The organism is Pseudomonas sp. St29 (assembly GCF_001547915.1).
Taxonomy (GTDB): domain Bacteria; phylum Pseudomonadota; class Gammaproteobacteria; order Pseudomonadales; family Pseudomonadaceae; genus Aquipseudomonas.
On the sequence record NZ_AP014628.1, the window covers coordinates 3,323,947 to 3,345,076 of the forward strand.

Consider the following 21,130-nt stretch of genomic DNA (forward strand, 5'->3'; position numbering starts at 1 on the left):
GGCGTTGCTCATTCAATCCGTTCCATGGGGAGGCGAGGGCGCTAGATATACCTTGGACGAGCCCCTGGAAAAATGGCGAGTCCTGCATAATGGCTTTGCGAATTTGCACAGCTGACGGCAGGGAGTAGCACTTTGGAAGCCAATTGGGATGATCTGCGCCTGTTGCTGGCGGTCTGGCGACGGGGCAGCTTGCTACAGGCCGGACAGTTGCTGCAGGTGGCGCCGTCGACGGTGTCCCGGCGCTTGAGCCAGCTGGAGGCGGCCCTGGGCGAGCCGTTGCTGGAGCGGGGCGTCGAAGGCTGCTGGTTGACCCCTCGGGGCCAGGCGCTGGTGGACGTGGCCCTGGCGGCGGAGGCCGGGCTCAGGCGACAGCGGGCCCTGGGCCACCCGCCGCGACCGAGCGAACTGCAGGGCAGCATCCTGGTCAGCGCCGGGGAGGGGTTTGCCTCCTGTGTGCTCGAAGCGGCCCGGCACTTGATTGCGGCCCACCCGGGATGCTCGGTGGAATTGCAGGTGAGTGCCGAGTTTCACAAGCTGGCCCGCGGCGTCACGGATATCGCCGTGCGGACCGCGCATCTGGGTGAACCGTCGCTGATCTACCGAGCCCTGGGCAAGATCGAATACGGGGTGTTCGCCAGTGCGGACCTGCTGCGCCGCTGCCCGGCCATCACCCCGGCCACGGCCACCACCATCGGTCTGCTGCCGCCCCTGGACAACCTGCCGCCGATACGCGCAGCCAGGGCCGCAGGCCTTGAGGGCAAGCAGATCAGGGTGAATTCGTTCACCGCGCAGGTCGAGGCGGTACGCGAGGGGATGGGGGTGGCGGTGATGCCCCGGCTATTGGCCGGGGATCTGCTGGAGGTGTTTGCGCCCATGACGTTTCCGGCGCTGGATGTCTATCTGGTGACCCGTCCACAGGCCCTGAAACAGGCCCACATCAGGCACTTTTTTGCCTTGCTGGAGCAGGTGTTGATTGGGCGGCTCTCGGGTGCGGCAACCGGCGCAACCCCTTAGGGTTGCGCCGGCCCGGCACTCAATGCGGTGCGCGGGGGATGGTCTTGAGCAGGTCTTCGGGGCTGATGTGGCCGACGACGGCTTCGGCGGCGGCGCTGCCGGGCAGCGGCAGGTCGAGAATGTGGCCCTTGATCTTGCCCACCACGTGCATCTCGCAGGGCTTGCAATCGAACTTCAGGGTCAGCACTTCGTCACCGTGCACCAGTTGCATCGGCGCCACCTTGGTGCGCACTCCGGTCACGCCCTTGGCCTGCTTGGGGCACAGGTTGAAGGAGAAGCGCAGGCAGTGCTTGGTGATCATCACCGGCACGTCGCCGTGCTCTTCGTGGGCCTCGAACGCGGCGTCGATCAGTTGCACGCCGTGGCGGTGGTAGAAGTCCCGGGCCTTCTGGTTGTAGACGTTGGCCAGGAACGACAGGTGCGACTCCGGGTACACCGGCGGCGGGTTGCTCTCGGCCTTGCGCGCGCCTCGCGGATGGGCGGCGATGCGTGCGGCGTCCAGGGCTTCGATGACTTCCCGGCGCAACGCCTTGAGCTGGGAATTGGGGATGAAGTAGGCCTGGGGTGCATCCAGCTTGATGTTCGTGGCGTGGTAGAGGGTGGTGCCCAGTTGCCCGAGCAGGTCCTGCAGTTGCCCCAGGGCCTGTTCCGGCTTGTTGGCCACGCCGAACGGGCCCTCCAGGGCGACGCTGGCGCTGATGCCTTCTTCGCTGGTGGCGGTCAGTTCCAAGCGTTCTTCCCGCAGGCGGGCCAGCCACGACAGGCCGATGCGCCGCTCGGCGGAGGTGCGGGTCAGGGCCTGTTGCCAGTTGTGATCGAGGTTGCGGCTCAGCGGATGGTTGGGCCGCAGTCGGCTCAGGGCTTCGGGCATCTCGTTGGGTTCGACCCGATAGCGGTAGCGCTTCTGGCCGTCTTCTTCGAACTCGCCGCGGGCTTCGGCGATGTTGGCGCGAAAACCCACCACTTCGCGCTTGACCAGCAGGTTGAGGCCGTCGCCGTTGGACAGCGGCTCAAAGGTCACCACTTGCAGGTCGCGCTTGCCGACTTTTTCCACGGTGCCCACTGGCAGCCCGGTGAAGGTCGGCGAATCGAAGGCGCCGATGTCGATCTTGCGCTCGCTGACGAAGTAATCGGTGCTGCCACGGTGGAAGGTCTTGTCCGGATCGGGGACGAAGAAGTGCGCGGTGCGGCCGCTGGAAGCGCGGGCCAGATCCGGACGGTCTTCGAGCACGGCGTCCAGGCGCTGGCGGTAGTAGGCCGTGATGTTCTTCACGTAGGCCATGTCCTTGTAGCGCCCCTCGATCTTGAACGAGCGCACGCCGGCTTCCACCAGGGCGCGGATGTTGGCGCTCTGGTTGTTGTCCTTCATCGACAGCAGGTGCTTCTCGTAGGCGATCACGCCGCCGTGCTCGTCTTTGAGGGTGTAGGGCAGGCGGCAGGCCTGGGAGCAGTCACCGCGGTTGGCACTGCGCCCGGTCTGGGCGTGGGAGATGTTGCACTGCCCGGAAAACGCCACGCACAGCGCGCCGTGAATGAAGAATTCGATGGCCGCGTCGGTTTCGGCGGCGATGGCGCTGATTTCCTTGAGGTTCAGCTCGCGGGCCAGTACCAGCTGGGAGAAACCGGCCTGGTCGAGGAACTTGGCCCGCTCCAGGGTACGGATATCGGTCTGGGTGCTGGCGTGCAGCTCGATGGGCGGAATATCCAGCTCCATCACCCCCAGGTCCTGGACGATCAACGCATCGACACCGGCGTCGTACAACTGGTGGATCAGCTGGCGCGCCGGCTCCAGTTCGTTGTCGTGGAGGATGGTGTTGAGGGTGGTGAACACCCGGGCGTGATAGCGGCGGGCGAACTCCACCAGCTGGGCGATCTCGCCCACCTCGTTGCTGGCGTTGTGGCGGGCGCCGAAGCTCGGGCCACCGATGTACACCGCGTCGGCGCCGTGCAGGATGGCTTCGCGGGCGATGGCCACGTCGCGGGCAGGGCTGAGCAGTTCCAGGTGATGTTTGGGCAAGGACATGTTTTTTTAGTCAGGCTTATCAGGGTCAAGGCGCGCATTGTAGCGGCGAAACGCGTGCCCGGCACCCGTGTGCTGCCCGGTGGCGGCCACGCCTTGCGCGCAGCCGCCGGTTACAGCCGTTGCGTCAGGCCTTGGCGGCCATGGCGGTGACTTCCACGCGCATGCCTTCCACCGCCAGGGCGGCCACGCCAACCGCGGCGCGCACCGGCCAGGGCTTGGCGAAGAAACGCTGGTAGACCTCGTTGAACGCGGCGCGGTCGGCCATGTCGGTGAGGTAGATGGTCAGGTGCATGACCCGGTCCATGGAGCTGCCGGCGCGCTCCAGAGCCACTTTCAGCGCCTGCAGGGTGCATTCGCTCTGCAGGGTGATGTCCCCCAGTTCCAGGCTGCCGTCGGCGCGCGTGGGGATCTGGGTCGACACCAGGATGCCGTTGAACGCGGCAACGTCGGAGGAAATGGAATCGGCGTCCGGGTCGGGGGTGAAGATCAGGTCTGGCTGGGTCATGGGGGGCTCTGGTGTCCAAGGGTTCAAAAAGCCATGGAGTATAGGGGCGGCCCTGCGCCCTTGTCAGCGCCGATGCGTGGCCTGTGGCGACGGCGGCGCTGAACGCCGTGGGCTGCTGCGGGTTACATTCCCGCGACTTGCCGCTACTCTTTGCAGCCGCGCCGCAGGCTGGCCGGTGCGGCGCTTGACGATTCATCTATCCAGGTAAGGAACAGGCTTTGACTGATCGCATGGTGTTGACGGCTGATGGCAGCGTTGGCGCGTTTTCCACCTTTGAATCCGTGACCTGCCTGGTGCTGCTGGGTGATCCCGGAGCCGGCAAGAGTCATCTGTTCGAGCACTGGGCCGAGCAGGCGGGCGGCCGGGCCATGTCGCTGCGCGGCTTCCTGTTGCGCGATCCCGCGCTGATCGCCGAGGGCAGCACCTTGTTCATCGATGCCCTGGATGAACATCGCGCGCAGTATGGCGAGCGGCCCGCCTTCGACGACCTGATTCGCCACCTCGGGCGCTTGCCGCCGTGCCGGGTGCGCATTGCCTGTCGCAGTGCCGATTGGGCGGGGCTCAATGACCTGAAGCTGTTGTCCAGCTGCTTTCCGGGAAAGGACCAGGTGCAAGAGCTGCACTTGCTGGCGCTCAGCGAAGAGGAACAGCAGCAGGTGCTGGAGCAGCATGGCGGCACGCCAAAGGACTTTCTGCAGCAGGCGCGCCAGCGCGGCCTGGGCGAAATGCTCGGCAACCCGCTGACCTTGCTGATGCTGGCCCAGGTGGTTGCCCAGGATCACTGGCCCCTGACCCGCAGGGAGCTGTTCGAGCGTTCCAGCGTGCTGTTGCTGGACGAGCTCAATGCGGCGCACCGCGATGATCGTCAGCCCCATGCGCAACTCTCGGAACAGCAGATGCTGGAAGCGGCAGGCCTGTTGTGCGCCTTGCGCCTGCTGGCCGATATCGACGGTTTCAGCACGGACGAGCGCTACGACCGGCGCTATCCGCCCCTGCGCAAGTTGCATGCATTTGGCACTGCCGCGCTGCGTGCGGCCCTGGCCAGCCGGGTCTTTACCTCGACCCGCGAGCCCGGGGTGTTCGACTACGGCCACAAGGCCAGCGCCGAGTACCTGGCGGCGCGCTACCTTGCCGGGCAGTTCCATGCCGGGTTGCCGCTGAGCAGAATCCGCCTGTTGCTCTGTGTCGAGGGCAAGCCGGCTTCGTACCTGCGCGGCGTGCATGCCTGGCTGGCGGTATTTCTCGGGGCGCAGGCCAGCCCGTTCATCGAGGCGGACCCTTATGGAGTCCTGGTCTATGGCGACGCTGCCTCGCTGAGCGTGCAGAGCAAGATCCAGTTGCTGCAGGCACTGGCCACGCTGGCGTTGGCCGATCCCTGGTTCCGTGGTCAGGAGCCTCCGGCATTGAACCTGGCGGGCTTCACCGAGCCGGGGCTGGAGCCCTGTTTTCAACGCCTGTTGTCCGACCCGGGCCTGCCCCACGAGCTGCGCTTGCTGCTCTTGGACCTGTTGCGCGCCGGCCAGCCACTGCCGGCGATGTTGCAACCCTTGACCCAATTGCTGGCCGCTGCGGGCACTCACCTGAACGAGCGTGCCTACGCCGCGCAGGCCTTGGCCCGCTGGGGCGAGGAGGGAACTCAGGTGGTGCGCCGGGCCTACCAAGACCTGGTGGGCGACAAGCACGCCAGGAGCCTGTGTGGCTACATCCTCAGTCACCGCCTGGCAGGCCAGGTCCACTATGACCAGCTGCTGGAGCTGTACCGCCAAGGCGCCGATGCCCAGGGTGCCGCCTACGCTTCGCTGGCGCGCTGGAGCTTGCATGAGGTGGTGGCCGAGCCCGAGATGACCGCTTGCCTGGACGGCATGGTCGAGTTGTGGCCGCAAATCGCTGAGGACAACCCCAGGGGCGAGGTGCTCAGGTTCGTCCTGTACTTGCTGGTGCGGTATCTCAACACCGTGGCCGTGCTGGACGAGCCCCGAGTGTTTCAATGGCTGGCGTTTATCAATGCCGGCGTGGTCGACCCGCATCCGTGGCTGTTCAATGGGCTGCGCGCGGCGCTGCAGCAACGTCCGGAGACGGCCCAAGGCCTGTTGGACAGGGCCGCCAGCCATCCTGGGCTGGCGGGCTGCGAGTTTCTTGAGCAAGAGCTGCCAAGCGCGGACGAGCTGCAGGACGAGCCGCAGGAGAGCGGCTATCCGTGCCCCGAGGAATATCAACCTGCGGTTGCAGCGTTGCGCCAGCAACTGCAAGCCGCTGAGGCGCCGCGCACCTGTGACGCTTTCCTGCTGGGGTTCGTGATCTTCGACTGTATCGAACGCGAGACCCTGGCCGGGCAGGCCTGGTTCTCAGCCTTTCGCCAAGCGCAGTACGCGGACTATATCGATTGCATCGTCCTGCACTTTCTGGTGCTGCCGGACCATTTCAGGCAGCGCAGTTGCCTGTCGTGGAAAGCCACCCGGCAAATCGCCTTGGCGGACAAGCTCGATGTGGTGTTCCAGGTCCTCAATAGCGCCGCGTCGCTGGACAAGACGGCCTTGTACGATGTGGTGCGACCGCTCTGCCGGCACCTCGACCTGCCACGCTTTGGCCCCTGCATCAGTCAACTGCTGAGCAGCGGTGCAGGCCTGGAACATCAGGCCTTCATCATCACCCTGGGGCTGTTGCTGTCGCTGGAGTCGTTCGCTCCTGTGCTGCAAGCCAGCGATACCGCCACCCGCAATGAGGTGGTCTGGTACCTGCGCGACCTGACCGGGCTGGTGCGCGGATTCGACGGCCCCATGCACCTGTCCGCCGAGCAGGCGTTCTGTTTCTGCCGCCTGGTCGCCGACCAATACCCCGCCACGCCGCAGGCTTTCGATTGGTTTGCTCCCAGTAACACCGGGGCCGAGGACGCCGATGAGTTCCTGGCCGGACTGATCAGCTATCTGGCGAGCAAGACCTGCGACGACTCCCGGCGTCATCTGCTCAGCTTGCAAGGTCATCCGCATCTGGCCTCGTGGCACCCCTACCTGAACCACGCGCTGCTGCTCAACGACGCCCGGCGGCGTGATGCCCGGCACACCCGGCATGGCTGGGAACAGGTGGCGCAGGTCCTGAATAACGGCGTGCCCGGCACTATCGAGCAGATGCAGGCGCTGGTGCTGGATGAGCTGCAAGGGATTGCCGGCCTGCTGCGCAGCAACCTCGACGTGCACAAGTTCTTCTGGAACGAGGTCAAGGGCCGGATCAGCACTCCCAAATGGGAGGAAAGCTGCCGCGACGTGCTGCTGAGCCTGTTGCGTCCGCGACTGGAGGCACGCCAGATCACGGCCGAGCCCGAGGCGCACATGGCCGATGAAAAACGCGTGGATATCGCGGTGCAAAGCGGGCCCATCAAGCTGGTGATCGAGCTCAAGCGCAGTTCACACAAGGACGTCTGGAGCGCGATCCAGGATCAGTTGATTGCGCTCTATACCCCCGATCCCGGAGCCCGTGGCTACGGCATCTACGGTGTGTTCTGGCATGGACCGCGGGCCAAGGTCCGGGCCGGCCCCGGGGGCGTGGTGCCGCAGAGCGCGGAGCAGATGCTGAGCCTGCTCGAGGCCAGCGTCCCCGAGCCGCAGCGGGCGTACATCAAGGTCTTTGTGCTGGATGTCTCGGGGCGCTGAGGGCTGGACGGGGCGGCGTAGCGGCGCTCAATCGGCGTCGGCTGCGTCCTGGACAGGGCTCAACCAGGTCGCCAGCACCCGCCGGTCCAGCTCCTCCCAATCGGCCATGCCCAGTACCCGGGTGGTGTTCAGGCCGCGCAGGTAGCCGCGCAGCTGGTAGGCCACGGCCAGCAGCAGCTGCGGGTCGGCGCTGGGGTCGCCGAGCACGCTTTCGTACTCGATCAGGTAGTCGGCGACGCGGTCGCGGAACTCGGGCAGGACGGCATCACGGATCAGGTCAAAAGTTCGCACGCAAGAATCCCTTTTAGTTGTAGTTGGACTGCCGGGCAGTCTGCCCGGAGGGCAACTATTGGTTCAAGTAATAGTGACAATCAAAAAACAGCTATTTTGCTCGGCGCACTAACCGTGGAAAATCGCCGCCCTCGATAGCGCCCGCCAGATTCGACCCGTGGCGCCCTGTACCCGCGTTCTTGACTCCAGGATTTGTCCGATGCGCCTTTTACCCCTGTTTGCCATGACTTCTGCCGCTCTCGTGCTGGCCGGCTGTGCCTCCGCGCCGAACGACCCGAGCCTGGTCATGCAGACCCGCAAAACACCTGCCCAGTACGCCGATTGCGTGATCCCCAAGCTGCAGAGCAGCGACCAGACCGCGACCGTTTCGCAGTCTCAGCGCGGCTACCGGATCGTGGTCACCAGCAAGGTGGCCGCGGACAACGTACTGGAAGCCTACAAGGCCCCCAATGGCGGTAAGGTGTTCCTCTATGAGCGGCATCTGCTGGCCTCCAGCTTTGCCCCGTCCCATTTCGAAAAGGCCGCGCAAGACTGCCTGTAGCCTACCCAGGGCTCATGGCTGCCTGGCGCGGGCGCTGCGGCGACAGCGTTCGGAGCACCAGCGCACCTCATCCCAGCAACGCGCCCAGCGCTTGCGCCAGGTGAAGGGCCGGCCGCAGGCGGCGCAGTCCTTGCGTGGCAGTTCGGACTTCTTCACAGGGCCTCTCCGGCGTCCAGGCGCGCCAGCAACGCCTCGCCCCGTTGCCAGATGGCGTCCCGGCGCGGGGCGTCCATGCGTTGCAGGTTGCGATAGGTGAGGGCCAGCCGCGGATTGCCGCCCAGTTGCTCCTGGTGGCGCATCAGGAAATGCCAGTACAGGGCATTGAACGGGCAGGCATCGTTGCCCGTGGCCTGGTCCACCCGGTAACGGCAGCCGCCGCAGTAGTCGGACATCCGCTGGATATAGCGGCCGCTGGCGCAATAGGGCTTGGAGCCCAGGTAGCCGCCGTCGGCGTGCATCACCATGCCCAGGGTGTTGGGCAACTCGACCCAGTCGAAGGCATCCAGGTAGACCGCCAGGTACCAGTCGCAGATGGCCTTGGGGGCGATGCCGGCCAGCAGGGCGAAGTTGCCGGTGACCATCAATCGCTGGATATGGTGGGCGTAACCCAGTTCCAGGGTCTGGCCGATGGCCTGGGCCATGCAGCGCATGTCGGTGGCGCCGTTCCAGTAGAACTCCGGCAGGGCCCGGCTATTGCCCAGGCCGTTAAGCTCGGCGTAGTCGGGCATGCGCAGCCAGTAGATGCCGCGGACATATTCACGCCAGCCGATCAGCTGGCGGATGAAGCCCTCCGCGGCATTCAGTGCCACCCGGTTCTCGCGGTAGGCACGCTCGACATCGGCGCAGAGCTGGCGCACATCCAGCAGGCCGATATTCAGCGCGGCACTGATCCGCGCATGAAACAGAAAGGGCTCGCCCTCGGCCATGGCGTCCTGGTAGTCGCCGAAGGCGGCCAGGGAAAAGTCCAGGAAGTGCTGCCACAGCTGCTGCGCCTGCTCGTGGGTCACCGGATAGTCGAAGCCTGCCAGGTCGCCGTAGTGATCGCTGAAGCGCTGGCCCACCAGCTGCATCACGTCGCGGGTGATGGCGTCGTGGCCGAAGCGCGCCGCAAAGGGCCCGCGCAGGCCCCGGGGCAGGGCCTTGCGGTTGTCGGCATCGAGGTTCCAGGTGCCGCCGCAGGGGCGCCCGTCGGGCTCCAGCAGCAGGCCGCTTTGCTTGCGCATCTCGCGGTAGAAATATTCCATGCGCAACGACGTCCGCCCGGCCGCCCACCGGCCGAAGGCTTCGCGGGAGCACAGGAACCGCCGGTCCACATGAAAGGTCAGGGGCAGGCCCGCATCGCGCAGCGCCTGTTCCAGTCGCCATTCTCCGCACTCGGTGACATGCAGCTGCGTCGCGCCGAGGGCCGCCTGCCAGCGCCGCAGCTCACCGGGCAGGCTGCCGCTGTTGTCGGGGTCGTCCAGGGTGACGTAGATCACCTGCCAGCCTTGCTCGCGCAGGCGCGCGGCAAAGTGGCGCATGGCGCTGAAGATCAGCAGGATTTTCTGCGGATGATGCCGGACATAACGCGCTTCGCTGTCGACTTCGGCCATCAGCAGCGTGTCGTGGGCCGGGTCCAGGACCTTGAGCAACTCCAGGTCGAACGACAGCTGGTCGCCCAGCACCAGCCCCAGTCGACCGCCAGTAGCGGCGCTTACCATGGCAGACGCTCGCCGTCGTAGGCAAAGAACTGGCCGCTGTCGGCTGCGCTCAGGCGGTCGATCAGCGCCAGCAGCTCCCGGGCCGCCACGCTGGCCGGACGCGCCGCCGCGGAGCCGCGGAACGGCTGCGACAACTGCGAAACCACGGTGCCGGGATGCAGGCTGAGCAGGCGGGCGCCGGGCCGGGTTCGCGCCAGTTCGATGGCCGCGGTCTTGACCAGCATGTTCAGCGCGGCCTTGGAGGCACGATAGGCGTACCAGCCGCCCAGGCGGTTGTCGCCGATGCTGCCGACCTTGGCCGACAGCAGCGCCATCGCGCCCTGGGGGGCCAGCAGGGGCAGGAAGTGACGCATGACCAGGGCCGGGCCCACGGCATTGACCTGGAACACTGCCTTGAGTGTCTCGTCCTCAAGGGCGGCGTAGGTTTTTTCCGGCTTGACGTCGGCGCGATGCAGCAGGCCGGCGGCATGCACGATCAGTTGGTAGGGCGCCTCATCCGCCAATGCGGCGGCGGCCGCGGCAATGCTCTCGGGCCGTTCGAGGTCGAGCCCGGGAAGCGTGCCGCGGGACAGGGGGCGGACCCCCGCACAGTGCGGGTCCTCTTCGAGCCATTGGCAAAAGGCCGAACCCAGGGCGCCGCTGGCGCCAATCACCAGCGCACGGTAGCCCGCGCCCAGGGACTGCATGTTCAAGGTATTGCTCATTGTGTGTTACCCACCGATTGACGTGGCAGCGAGCCTGACTCCCTGCTCACACCGTGAAAATCCATGGGTAATATTTGTACATAAAATTTGATTTTGTACAGGTTATTTGCAGAATTGCCTGCTAAAAATCTACCGGCACAAGCCATTGCCGGCTTCTGCGAACCCAGGAGAGTGCCATGTGGGGGATCTACCTGCTGTTGAGCCTGGTTGCGGTCATGGCGCTGTTCCTGTGCCTGCGCCGACGCCAGCTCAGGGGGACGGGCCAGCGGCACAGGGCCAGTGCCTGTCTGGGCGGCGAAGAGTCGTACCCGGGGGATTAGGTTGTACGTTGTGAGTCTGCTGTACAGCTTTGCCCTGGGGCTGGGCTGGGCAGGAGCTGCCCGCCGGCCCGGGTCAGGGGCGGGCGGAGCGCTCGATCAAGCGGCCACGCCGAGCCAGGGCAGCGCCAGGTACAGCTTGATCACGATGGCGTTGCTGATGTCGATGAAGAAGGCGCCGACCATGGGCACCACCAGAAACGCCATCTGCGACGGCCCGTAGCGCTGGGTCACCGCCTGCATGTTGGCGATGGCGGTCGGGGTCGCGCCGAGGCCGAAGCCGCAATGGCCGGCCGCCAGAACCGCGGCGTCATAGTTGCGGCCCATGACGCGGAAGGTGACGAAGATCGCAAACAGCGCCATCACCAGGGTCTGCACGGCCAGCAGCGTCAGGATCGGCAGGGCCAGGGTGGCCAGGTCCCACAGCCGCAGCGACATCAAGGCAATTGCCAGGAACAGCGACAGGCTGACGTTGCCCAGCAGCGACACCTCCTGATCGACGACCTGGTGCCAGCCCAGTGCCGACAGGCCGTTGCGCAACACCACCCCGACGAACAGCACGCAGACGAAGGTCGGCAACTCCAGCGCCGTGCCCTGAATCAAGTCACCGAGAAAGCTCCCGGCCTGCAGGCTGATGGCAACCAGGGCCAGGGTTTCGATGAAGCTCAGCGCGGTGATCTGCCGCTCCTTGTACGGCTGCTCATAGCCCCTGGGCAGGCGCGGCTCGGCTTGGGCAAGGCCGGGAGTCTGCACCCGCTTGACCAGCAGGCGGGCGACCGGTCCGCCGATCAAACCGCCCAGTACCAGGCCGAAGGTGGCCGAGGCCATGGCAATTTCCGGAGCCGAGGCCAGGCCGTACTGCTCCTTGAATACCGCCCCCCAGGCGCCGCCCGTACCGTGACCGCCGGACAGGGTCACCGAGCCGGCCAGCAGCCCCATCAACGGATCAAGCCCCAATGCCTTGGCCAGGCCGATGCCCATGGCGTTCTGCACCAACAGAAAAGCGGTCACCACCAGCAGGAAGATCGCCAGTTTGCGTCCGCCCTTTTTCAGGCTGGCAAAGTCCGCGCTCAGGCCGATGGTGGCGAAGAAGGCCAGCATCAAGGGCGCCTGCAGTGATTTGTCGATGCTGACCTCAATGTCTGCAAAAACTCGAAGCGCCAGAAGCAGCACGGCCACCACCAGGCCGCCCGCCACCGGTTCGGGGATGTTGTAGGCCCGCAGGAAACCGACCCGGGTGACAAGGCCCCGTCCCAGCAACAGCACCAATGACGCGGCCACCAGGGTTCCATAGAAGTCCAGTTGGACCATTCGCACACTCCTCGGTCTGGGTTCCCGGACGCGCTGCCTGCCTGCGGCGTCGACGGATTGGGTTGAGAAGCCTCAACCCGATGGATTAGGGGGCAAGGGCGGCCGTCACTGGCTTGCCTGCCTCAAGCATGATTTGCGCGCATTGCCCGGTGCCGACCGATCGGGCCGGAGCGGCGGATCGGCGTCATGAGCGGCAATGCTTGGGGTCGCTGCGGTCGCTGCGGTCGCGTTGTCGCCGGCCGGAGCTTTGGTGCTTTGCGTGGGTCGTGTTCAAACCGTTGATTCACCGGGTATTTCACCCCGGCAATGAAGCGCGGAGTTCAGCGCCACAGCGTTAAGCACGGATTAACAGTGGGACAGGCGCGGCTGGAAACCGGCTTTTTAAGAAATGTCCTAAAGAGCCGCCGGGTAGCGCCGGTCTTTTCCTCCATCCAGGTCGGTGCTTTCTGATCCAGATCAGCACATTCGACTCAGCGACGCCCAGACTGACGGGCGCCGGACTCAAATCTGTCAATACCGGGCGCATAAGGGCATAGGGAAGAGGCCGCGCGGCTCATTCTGTTGCGAGTGTCCAGCGCCTCAAGCCCCGTTTCGCCAGCCACCACCTGGCTGGCAACGCATTCAGTGGAGTCGCTATGTATCGCTTCAATGCACGGCTTTCCAGCGCTGAGCTGGTCGATACCCCGTTGCCGGTCCAGGCCGGCGCTGCCGAGCCAGCCGGGCCGCTGGCGCCCGAACTGCTGCTACGCCTGCAGCGCTACTGGGACGCGGCCAACTACCTGTGCGTCGGCCAGATCTACCTGCAGGCCAACGCCTTGCTGCGTGAACCCTTGCGCCCCGAGCACATCAAGCCGCGGCTGCTGGGGCACTGGGGGACATCGGTCGGGCAGAGTTTCATCTACGTGCACCTGAACCGGCTGATCAGCGAGCGCGGCGTGCAGACCGTCTTCATTTCCGGGCCGGGCCATGGCGGCCCCACGCTCAACGCCTGCGCCTGGCTGGAGGGCACCTACAGCGAGGTGCACGCCGACGTCACTCAGGACGAAGCCGGCATGCTGCGGCTGTTTCGCAGCTTCTCCACCCCCGGTGGCATACCCAGCCACTGCGGGCCGCACACCCCCAATTCACTGCACGAAGGCGGCGAGCTGGGCTATTCGCTGTTGCACGCCTTCGGTGCGGTGTTCGACAACCCGGACTTGCTGGTGGCCTGTGTCGTCGGTGACGGCGAAGCCGAGACCTGCCCGCTGGAGGGCAGTTGGAAGAGCGTGCACTTTCTGGACCCGCGGCGTGACGGCGCCGTGCTGCCGATCCTGCACCTCAACGGCTACAAGATTTCCGGGCCGACGGTGGAGGCGCGCCTGGCCGATGAAGACTTGCTGGAGCTGTATCGCGGGCGCGGTTATCAGCCGCAGATCGTCGCCGGTGACGATCCGCCCGGGATGCATCAACGCTTCGCCGCGGCGCTCAATGACTGTCACGACCAGATCCTGTCGATCCAGGCGCAGGCCAGGACCCTCGGCTCGCCGGTACGGGCGCGCTGGCCGCTGATCATCCTGCGCAGCCCCAAGGGCTGGACCGGTCCGAAAGTGGTGGACGGCCTGCCCGTGGAGGGCACCTTCCGCGCGCATCAGGTGCCCCTGGCCAATGTCCGCGACAATCCCGAGCACCTGCAGCAGCTGGAGAGCTGGATGCGCAGTTATGCGCCGGCCACCTTGTTCAGTGACAGCGGGGCGTTGCTGCCCGAACTCCAGGCCCTGACGCCACCGGCCGAGTTGCGCATGGGCGCGGTGCCCCATGTGAATGGCGGCCGGCGGCTGATCGCCCTGGAGCTGCCGGATTTCGCCCACTACGGGCTGCAGGTCCCAGGCCCCGGGCAGGTGATTGCCGAGGCACCGCGCAAGCTCGGCGAGTACCTGCGGGACGTGATGCGCAACAACCCGCGCAACTTTCGTGTGTTCGGCCCCGATGAAACCAACTCCAACCGCCTCAATGCGGTATTCGAAGCCGACCGGCGCACCGCCTGCGGCCCGTGCCTGTCGATCGACGATCGGCTGGCGCCGGACGGCCGGGTCATGGAGGTGCTCAGCGAGCACCTGTGCGAAGGCTGGCTGGAGGGCTATCTGCTGACCGGTCGCCACGGCATGTGGTCGACCTACGAGGCCTTCGCCCAGGTGGTGGATTCAATGGTCACCCAGCACGCCAAATGGCTGCAGCAGAGCAAGGAGTTTGCCTGGCGGCGCCCCTTGGCGTCGCTGAACATCCTGATCACCAGTCATGCCTGGCGCAACGACCACAACGGCTTCAGCCATCAGTCCACCGGGTTTGTCGACAATGTGCTGCAGCGCCGATCCGACGTGGTACGGGTGTACTACCCGCCGGACGCCAATTGCCTGCTGAATGTGTTTGATCACTGCCTGCGCAGCCGCGACTGCATCAACGTGGTGACCTGCGGCAAACAGCCGGATTTTCAGTGGCTGGATTTCGCTACGGCGCTGCAGCACTGCTCCCAGGGCGCTTCGATCTGGGCGTTCGCCAGCAATGACCACGGGCAGCGGCCCGATGTGGTCCTGGCCTGCGCCGGCGATGTGCCCACGGCGGAAGCGGTGGCGGCCAGCTGGCTGCTGCAGAAGCATGTCCCGGGCATCCGCGTCAGGCTGGTCAATGTGGTGGACCTGGGCATTCTCGCCGCGCCCCAGGACCGGCCCCACGGCATGGACCATCTGGCGTTCGAAGCGCTGTTCACCGGCGATGTGCCGGTGATGTTCGCCTTTCATGGTTCGACCTGGGTGATCCACTCCATGGTCCATGGCCGGGCCAACGAAGCGCGCTTCCATGTACGCGGCTTCAGCGATCGCGGCAGCACCACCACGCCTTTCGACATGGTGGTGCTGAACAACATGAGCCGCTATCAACTGGCGCTGGACGCCTTGACCCATGTGCCGCGCCTGCAGGAGCAGGCGCGGCCGGCGGTGGAGCATTTCCAGAGCCAGCTGCGCCGCCACCAGCTGTGGATCCGCGAGCATTTCGAAGACCTGCCGGAAATCCGCAACTGGAGCTGGACCGCGGATTTCAGCGAGCGGCACAGCCCGCCGCCGCTGGCTCAAGGGCAGCTCAGGGGGCCAGCGTACAGCGACACCTGAGTGCGCTGCGCCCGAGGTTCTTGACCCGGGCGCAGGGCCCGCTGCCAGCAGCCAGGTCACGCTTCATCCGCCGGGTTGTTCGGTGTTAAAGTCGCGCCCCATGAAATTGTCCCGCCCCGACCGCTCGCTGATTGCCTGGACCCTGTATTTTTGCGTCCTGTTCAATGTGTTCGCCTGCGGCTTGGGGCACGGCCAGATGATGGGCTTGGCCCTCAACGGTGTGGGCGGGCAGTTCTGCTCCTCCCTGGGCAGCAAGGCCCCGCTGCAGCAGTCCGACTTCAGCGACCAGAGCGCCAGCACCTGGGCCGGCAGCTTCTCCTGCCCGGTCTGTTCGGGAGCGGCCCTGAGTCTGGTCCTGCTGTTCTGCCTGAGCTGGCTGCTGCGTATCGGCCAGTTCCGGCGCCATAGCCTTGAACCGCGCTGCAAGGCGCCCCCGCGCTACTCCTGGCCCTCGGCCAATCCCCGAGCCTCCCCGCTGATCTGAGCTCGCAAGCGGACAGCCGCCTTCGCCGCTGACCGCCGGTAGCCTGTATCCCTCCTGCCTCTGGCTGCCGTTCGCGGCCGTGGCTGCGTGGCTGAATGCAGGCCGTTCGATTCTCAAGATGTGGAGGGCGTGGCATGAACGCTTTTCAACGCGGGCTCCCTGACCTGGGCGCGCGCCGCTGATGTTCGGGTGCGGGCTGCGCAATGCCAGCCGGCAGAACGCCTGGGTCGCCGCGTTCCTGGCCATTGTGCTGAAGATCACGGCGCTGCCCATGGCCAGTGCCATGGGCACCCTGAGCCTGGAGCAACTGCTGGCGGGCAGTTTCTGTTCGTCCGGCGGCGTGCGGCTTGCCGTGGCCCTGGACAAAGAGCCGGCCAGTTCGGCGGTGCAGGGCGATTCGGCCCATTGCTGCTGCTCACAGTCGATCGGCGCTGCGCCGCTGGGGGCGTCTTCCCCGGTCTTGCCGGTCTTCCTCGGCCTGGCACCGCGCCTGCCGAGCGGCCGGCCGCTGAGGCTGACGCCTCGCCAACGCTGGCCGTCGATCAATCCCCGGGCTTCTCCCCACGCTGATGCATGACCGTTGTCATTCGCGCGTCCCCACGGCCGGTGGCCGAGGACGTGTTCATGGTTATTGCAAAGATGCAAAGGAGCACCACATGGCTCGAATCATTCACGGCCGGCGACAGCCGCCACGGCCCGTAGCCGCCAATCTGGACAAGGGTCGCCGGAGGCTGGCATGCGCGCACTAGCGATCCCCTCTGGCGTCAGCCGTCTGCTGAGTAAAAGCACGCGGGGCCCCAACCACGGCGACTTTCTGCTGCCGTTTCCCGATTACCCGAGCAACGCTCGCAGCTTCGTGCACCTGGATGCGCGCCTGCTGCCGTACTGGCACACCTTGTTCGATGTCTGCCCGGGGCTGCTCAAGCTCGATCCGCCGGACGGCTTGAACATCTTTCGTGGCTTCATGACCTGGGCCTACCGCAATCATCCGCCGCTGAACTGGACCTATTACCTGAGCCTGTGCCGCTGGCTGCTGGGGTCGCGCTACGCAGCGCGGATCAATGCGGAGCATATCGAGGCGTTCATGAGCGCCGCGGCCGCGCGCTGGATCAACACCGATGACAGTCAGGCCCGTGGGCTGGTACTGGCCTGGCGCGAATCTGCGGACTGGGTGTTCGACTGGAAGGTGGCGCCGCGTCTGGTGCCGCAGGCCGAGGGCGGGCCGGAGGAGTACCCGCCGGTGCCCTGGGACTTTGCCTGGTGCCCGTTGAGCGCCAAGGGCGGCGCGGGCTTTCGTCGTTGGTTGCCGATTCCCTGAGACGGCTATCCGCCCAGGGCTGATGCCCGGCAGACCCAGGGTCTGCCGGGCACCTTGGGTTACCGCGGCAGCAGCACGCTGTCCACCACGTGAATCACCCCATTGGACTGCATGACATCGGCGATGCTGATCGCGGATTTGCCGCCTTTTGCGTCGATGACCCAGAGCTTGCCTTCATAGGGTTTGACCGTCAGGGCTTCACCCTGGACGGTCTTGAGCATGACCTGTCCGCCATGTTGCTTGGCCTCGATCAGCAGTTGCCCGGCGGTGTGGGTTCCGGGCACCACATGGTAGGTCAGGACCTTGCTCAGATCGGCCTTGTGCTCAGGCTTGAGCAGGGTGTCGACGGTGCCGGCCGGCAGCTTGGCGAACGCCTCGTTGGTGGGGGCAAACACGGTGAACGGGCCTTTGCTGTTGAGGGTGTCCACCAGCCCCGCGGCCTTGACCGCCGCGACCAGGGTGGTGTGGTCCTTGGAGTTGACCGCGTTCTCCACGATGGTTTTGCTCGGGTACATCGCAGCGCCGCCGACCATCACCGAATCAGCGGCGAATCCGCTGAGCGGGGCAGTGACGGAGAATACGGCAAAGCAGACAGCGGCCAGGCGCTTGCTAAACGTGTGCATGATGCAGCTCCTCGATTATTCGGCCCTCCTGATGAGGGTGCTGAATGTACGGGGCCCATCGGCAAACGGATGCGGCGCTGGTCGATTTTTCTCGGCAGCGCTCGCTCAAGCGACTCGGCAGTGGCTGCCCGGCCTGCACTGCAAGGGCAGAACAGGGCAGGGCGCGCGGCGCCTTACTTCGACATCCAATCGATCACCGCCTTGTAGTCCTCGGCGCTGCAATCCATGCACAGGCCCCGGGGCGGCATGGCATTGAAGCCTTCGGTCACGTGCTTGACCAATAGGTCAGTGCCTTGCGCCAGGCGCGGTTTCCAGGCCTGCTGATCGCCCTTTTTCGGCGCCATGGGCAACTGCCCGCTGTGGCAGGCGGTGCAGGCGCGGTTGAACACCGCCTCCGGGTCCTGGGCGGCGTGGGCGCTGGTGAATGCGAGTAAACAGGCGGCAGCCAGTAGCGTCTTCATGATGGTCCTCATCGTGTTCTTATCATCAGGTTGTCGCGCACGGGCGCGATCGACGCAGTGTAGGGAGGGGGTTTTTACACCCCCACTGCGACCGCCCGCCGCAGGTGCCGGCCGCCAGCGCTGAGTTAGGCGATCCACCGGCCGGCGGCGGGCAATCTGTGGCAGGTTGTCGCACATCAGGCCGGCAAAGCCTGCGTGCTAGATTGCCGGCCGACGGGATGCTTTCTCCAGGCAGGGTTACATCACGTCACTGAGTGCCGGTGTTTCGCGAGGAGCCCGGCACTCTTTTACAGATTTCACGGGGCGCGCCTTGCAGGCATCGACGCCAACGATCAGGCACTCAAGCACGGAACATGCCCCTTCACCGGGCATCGCTGATACACCCAAACGGCAGGGACTCTTGCATGATCTTCAACCGGCACCGGCGACACGCTCGGCCCACGCTCGACCTGCTGGTCTGCCTGTTGGCCATGGTCTTGCAGGCGGTGACCTGGGCCAGCATGCCGATGCCCACCTCGGGCTCCAGCGCCACCGGTGAGTGGCTGCTGGTGTGCACCGCACAGGGCATGCAGCGGGTGTCTCTTGCCGAGTTCCAGGCCCGTGCTGGCCAGAATCAGAATCAGGATCAGGATCAAGACGACAGCCAGGGGCACGGGGCTGCGCAAGGCTGCGCCCTGTGCCCCTTTGTCGGCGGTGTGGCGCTGCCGCCGGCCTGGCCCTGGTTGTCGACAGCCAGCGTCGGCCATGAGGTCCCTGGCGCCCCTGAAAACACTCGTCCCCCCGTCAGCGATAGCGCCGACACGCCCCAGGCCAGGGCGCCGCCGGCCATCGGCTGAACGCCTGTCATCACGCCAGCCCTGAAGTTCTGGGCCTGGTGCACTTTCGTGATCACCTTTGGACGTCCTGTCATGCCTGCTATGACCCCGGTAGCGGCCGCCTTACGCGTTGCCGAACCTTTTTCCGTGCATTCTTTTCATCACACTGGCGCCGCCCATGGCGGGCCGGGCCGGCGCCGCTGGCCATTGTCGCTGCTGACGATTGCCTGCGCGCTGGCCATCAACAGTGCTTATGGACAAGCCTCCGCCGCGGACCAGGCCGCGTCGCCTTTCGCCCTGGACACCACCACCGTCACCGCCACCCGTACCGCCAACAGCAGCTTTGAACTGCCGGCCTCGGTGTCCATTGTTGAGCGTCAGCAGTTGGATGAAGCCCAGGCCAATACCCTGTCCACGGCGCTGCGCACCCTGCCCAACGTTAACTACGGCGGTGGCCCGCGGGCCGCCGCGCAAAGCCCGGCGATCCGCGGCCTGCAAGGACCGCGGATCATCCTCACGGTGGATGGCGCGCGGCGCAACAATGATGGCGGGGTCAACACACCGTTGCTGATTGATCCGGACCTGATCCGGCAGATCGATGTGGTCCGCGGGCCAATGTCCGCCGCCTATGGCAGCGGCGGGCTGGGCGGGGTGATGGCCATCGAGACGCTCAATGCAGACGATATTCTCGACCCGAGCCAAAGCAGTGGTGGCCGGATCAAGGCCGGCTATCGCAGTGCCAACCGCGAGTCGTCGAGCAACCTGATCCTGGCCGCGCGGGGCGAGCGTTCGGACATTCTGGCCAGCGGCACCTACCGTGACTACGGCACCATTCACACCGGGGCCAGCGGCAGCGATGCCCAGTACCCCAACGATGGCCATCTGCAGAGCGGCCTGCTCAAGAGTCGTTTTTCGCCCAACGAGCTGAACCATTTCGAACTGGGCTACCAGCGCTTTGCCGACGTGATGGTCGGCCCGACCAACCCTGGCGGCAACCTGCTGTTTCCGTTCTCGCAGAAGCTCCAGCGCGAACAGGAGCAGTACAACGCCAGCTGGGCCTTCGAGGATGCCGAGCAGCGTTTGCTGGACGGCAAGCTGGCGGTTTACCAGACGCGCTTCACCCTCGACGGCGATAGCCGCTCGGTGCCACGTCAACCCACCACGGCGACCCAGACCAAGACCCTGGGTGCCAGCCTGCAGAACACCAGCCGGATCGAGGCTGGAAACGCCGGAGCCCACCGTTTGACCTACGGCGTGGACGGCTACCGCGACAGCAACGAAAACGCCTCCGACGGTCAGTCCAACAGTGTCCTGCCCAATGGGCACATGCGCGCCCTGGGTGGCTTTGTTCAGGATGAGATGGCCTTTCTCGACGACTGGACCCTGATTGCCGCCCTGCGCCATGACGACTATCGCCTGACATCCCCCGGCCAGGACGACTCCAGCCACAGCCGGCTTTCGCCCAAGGTGGCGCTCAAGTATCAGCCCTGGGAATTCCTCGGGGTGTTCGTCAGCTACGGCGAGGCGTTCCGCGCGCCCACCATGACCGAGATGTTCGGCAACCTGAACACTCGCCGGGCGCTGTTCAATTTTCGCCCCAATCCCGGCCTCAAGCCGGAAACCAGCAAGACCCGTGAGGTCGGCACCACGCTGGCGTTCAATGATCTGCTGGCCGGTGGTGACAGCCTGCAGGCCAAGCTCACCTACTTTCGCGAGGACGTCGACGACCTGATCGATCAGCAGGTGGTCGGCCGCTATGCGCGCCAGGCGCCGTTTGCCGGCACCGGGATGATTTTCCAGCGGGTCAACGTGGCCCAGGCCGAGCGCCATGGCGGTGAGGCGCAACTGAGCTACCAATGGCAGCGCCTGTCCGTGGGCGCCGGCTATTCGCGGCTGCGTTCGCGCAATGCCGACACCGGGGCGCAGTTGTATGCACCGCCGGACAAGTTGGTGCTCGGCGGCCAGTACCGCCTGGATGAGCACTGGTCCCTGAACTACCAGGGCCAGTACGTCTTGGCCCAGGACTACGACGCCACCCTGCTGCGGCGGCGCAAGGGCTATGTGATCCACGACATCGGAGGTGCTTTCGAGTACCGCCAATACCGCGCCGACCTGGGCGTCAGCAACCTGTTCGACAAGGCCTACAGCACCTATCAGCAGTCGTTGGCCAACACCTTTACCTATGAAGAAGGCCGCAGCGTGAACCTCACGCTGAGCGCGCGTTTCTGACCTCGGG

General features: G+C 65.7%; 19 protein-coding genes. 10 read left to right on the top strand and 9 right to left on the bottom strand.

Features of this window, described 5'->3' with window-relative positions; translation table 11 throughout:
- The first annotated feature begins 132 nt into the window (after positions 1–132).
- On the top strand, positions 133–1,014 hold the full coding sequence (locus PST29_RS14980; RefSeq protein ID WP_060843536.1) for a LysR family transcriptional regulator: 882 nt from the start codon (positions 133–135) through the stop codon (positions 1,012–1,014).
- A 19-nt stretch (positions 1,015–1,033) separates the two neighbouring features.
- On the opposite strand, the gene PST29_RS14985 is transcribed toward PST29_RS14980, so the two are convergent.
- Together PST29_RS14985 and PST29_RS14990 are read right to left on the bottom strand one after the other, a co-directional pair.
- Positions 1,034–3,037, bottom strand: coding sequence for a peptidase U32 family protein (locus PST29_RS14985; RefSeq protein ID WP_060843537.1), 2,004 nt, complete (start codon positions 3,035–3,037; stop codon positions 1,034–1,036).
- Positions 3,038–3,161: 124 nt separating this feature from the next.
- Positions 3,162–3,542 carry a RidA family protein gene (locus PST29_RS14990; protein WP_060839208.1) on the bottom strand — a complete coding sequence of 127 codons (381 nt, stop codon included), beginning with the start codon at positions 3,540–3,542 and terminating at the stop codon, positions 3,162–3,164.
- Between the two features lie 218 nt (positions 3,543–3,760).
- Between PST29_RS14990 and PST29_RS14995 the strand changes: the two genes are divergently transcribed.
- On the top strand, positions 3,761–7,189 hold the full coding sequence (locus PST29_RS14995) for an NACHT domain-containing protein (protein WP_148659636.1): 3,429 nt from the start codon (positions 3,761–3,763) through the stop codon (positions 7,187–7,189).
- A 27-nt stretch (positions 7,190–7,216) separates the two neighbouring features.
- Here the strand turns inward: PST29_RS14995 and PST29_RS15000 are convergent, their stop codons facing one another.
- The gene (locus PST29_RS15000) at positions 7,217–7,480 is read right to left on the bottom strand and encodes a hypothetical protein (protein WP_060839210.1); all 264 of its coding nucleotides are present in this window, start codon (positions 7,478–7,480) and stop codon (positions 7,217–7,219) included.
- Between the two features lie 199 nt (positions 7,481–7,679).
- On the opposite strand from PST29_RS15000, the gene PST29_RS15005 reads away from it, so the two are divergent.
- Positions 7,680–8,021 carry a hypothetical protein gene (locus PST29_RS15005; RefSeq protein ID WP_060839211.1) on the top strand — a complete coding sequence of 114 codons (342 nt, stop codon included), beginning with the start codon at positions 7,680–7,682 and terminating at the stop codon, positions 8,019–8,021.
- Positions 8,022–8,033: 12 nt separating this feature from the next.
- Here PST29_RS15005 and PST29_RS31030 read toward each other — a convergent pair whose 3' ends face one another.
- From PST29_RS31030 to PST29_RS15015, 3 genes are read right to left on the bottom strand one after another with little or no spacing between them, the layout of a single operon-like run.
- Complete coding sequence (locus tag PST29_RS31030) at positions 8,034–8,177, bottom strand: DUF2256 domain-containing protein (protein WP_082729243.1); 144 nt, start codon at positions 8,175–8,177, stop codon at positions 8,034–8,036.
- Positions 8,174–9,721, bottom strand: coding sequence for a cryptochrome/photolyase family protein (locus PST29_RS15010; protein WP_060843539.1), 1,548 nt, complete (start codon positions 9,719–9,721; stop codon positions 8,174–8,176). The genes PST29_RS31030 and PST29_RS15010 overlap by 4 nt, the downstream gene beginning before the upstream one ends.
- Positions 9,715–10,425 carry an SDR family oxidoreductase gene (locus tag PST29_RS15015; protein ID WP_060843540.1) on the bottom strand — a complete coding sequence of 237 codons (711 nt, stop codon included), beginning with the start codon at positions 10,423–10,425 and terminating at the stop codon, positions 9,715–9,717. Before PST29_RS15015 ends, PST29_RS15010 begins: the two co-directional genes overlap by 7 nt.
- Before the next feature lie 176 nt (positions 10,426–10,601).
- On the opposite strand from PST29_RS15015, the gene PST29_RS32145 reads away from it, so the two are divergent.
- Entirely contained in the window at positions 10,602–10,745 is a 144-nt protein-coding gene (locus PST29_RS32145) for a hypothetical protein (RefSeq protein ID WP_159426282.1), read from the top strand.
- Between the two features lie 96 nt (positions 10,746–10,841).
- Here the strand turns inward: PST29_RS32145 and gltS are convergent, their stop codons facing one another.
- Positions 10,842–12,053 (bottom strand): sodium/glutamate symporter, encoded by a 1,212-nt coding sequence (gene gltS / locus PST29_RS15020; RefSeq protein ID WP_060843541.1) that lies wholly within the window; start codon positions 12,051–12,053, stop codon positions 10,842–10,844.
- A 635-nt stretch (positions 12,054–12,688) separates the two neighbouring features.
- Between gltS and PST29_RS15025 the strand changes: the two genes are divergently transcribed.
- From PST29_RS15025 to PST29_RS15040, 4 genes are all read left to right on the top strand, one after another.
- Complete coding sequence (locus PST29_RS15025; RefSeq protein ID WP_060843542.1) at positions 12,689–15,193, top strand: phosphoketolase family protein; 2,505 nt, start codon at positions 12,689–12,691, stop codon at positions 15,191–15,193.
- A 100-nt stretch (positions 15,194–15,293) separates the two neighbouring features.
- Positions 15,294–15,677, top strand: a complete 384-nt coding sequence (locus PST29_RS15030; protein ID WP_060843543.1) for a DUF2946 domain-containing protein — start codon at positions 15,294–15,296, stop codon at positions 15,675–15,677.
- Positions 15,678–15,858: 181 nt separating this feature from the next.
- Complete coding sequence (locus PST29_RS15035; RefSeq protein WP_060843544.1) at positions 15,859–16,254, top strand: DUF2946 family protein; 396 nt, start codon at positions 15,859–15,861, stop codon at positions 16,252–16,254.
- 159 nt (positions 16,255–16,413) lie between these two features.
- Positions 16,414–16,995 (top strand): putative natural product biosynthesis protein, encoded by a 582-nt coding sequence (locus PST29_RS15040; protein WP_060843545.1) that lies wholly within the window; start codon positions 16,414–16,416, stop codon positions 16,993–16,995.
- Positions 16,996–17,054: 59 nt separating this feature from the next.
- On the opposite strand, the gene PST29_RS15045 is transcribed toward PST29_RS15040, so the two are convergent.
- Both PST29_RS15045 and PST29_RS15050 read right to left on the bottom strand, forming a co-directional pair.
- Positions 17,055–17,618 (bottom strand): fasciclin domain-containing protein, encoded by a 564-nt coding sequence (locus PST29_RS15045; protein ID WP_060843546.1) that lies wholly within the window; start codon positions 17,616–17,618, stop codon positions 17,055–17,057.
- Positions 17,619–17,791: 173 nt separating this feature from the next.
- Positions 17,792–18,079, bottom strand: coding sequence for a c-type cytochrome (locus PST29_RS15050; RefSeq protein ID WP_082729244.1), 288 nt, complete (start codon positions 18,077–18,079; stop codon positions 17,792–17,794).
- Positions 18,080–18,483: 404 nt separating this feature from the next.
- Here PST29_RS15050 and PST29_RS15055 point away from each other — a divergent pair, with 404 nt between their 5' ends.
- Both PST29_RS15055 and PST29_RS15060 read left to right on the top strand, forming a co-directional pair.
- Positions 18,484–18,915 carry a DUF2946 family protein gene (locus PST29_RS15055; RefSeq protein WP_060843547.1) on the top strand — a complete coding sequence of 144 codons (432 nt, stop codon included), beginning with the start codon at positions 18,484–18,486 and terminating at the stop codon, positions 18,913–18,915.
- 126 nt (positions 18,916–19,041) lie between these two features.
- The gene (locus PST29_RS15060; RefSeq protein WP_232513243.1) at positions 19,042–21,123 is read left to right on the top strand and encodes a TonB-dependent hemoglobin/transferrin/lactoferrin family receptor; all 2,082 of its coding nucleotides are present in this window, start codon (positions 19,042–19,044) and stop codon (positions 21,121–21,123) included.
- Positions 21,124–21,130: the final 7 nt, after the last annotated feature.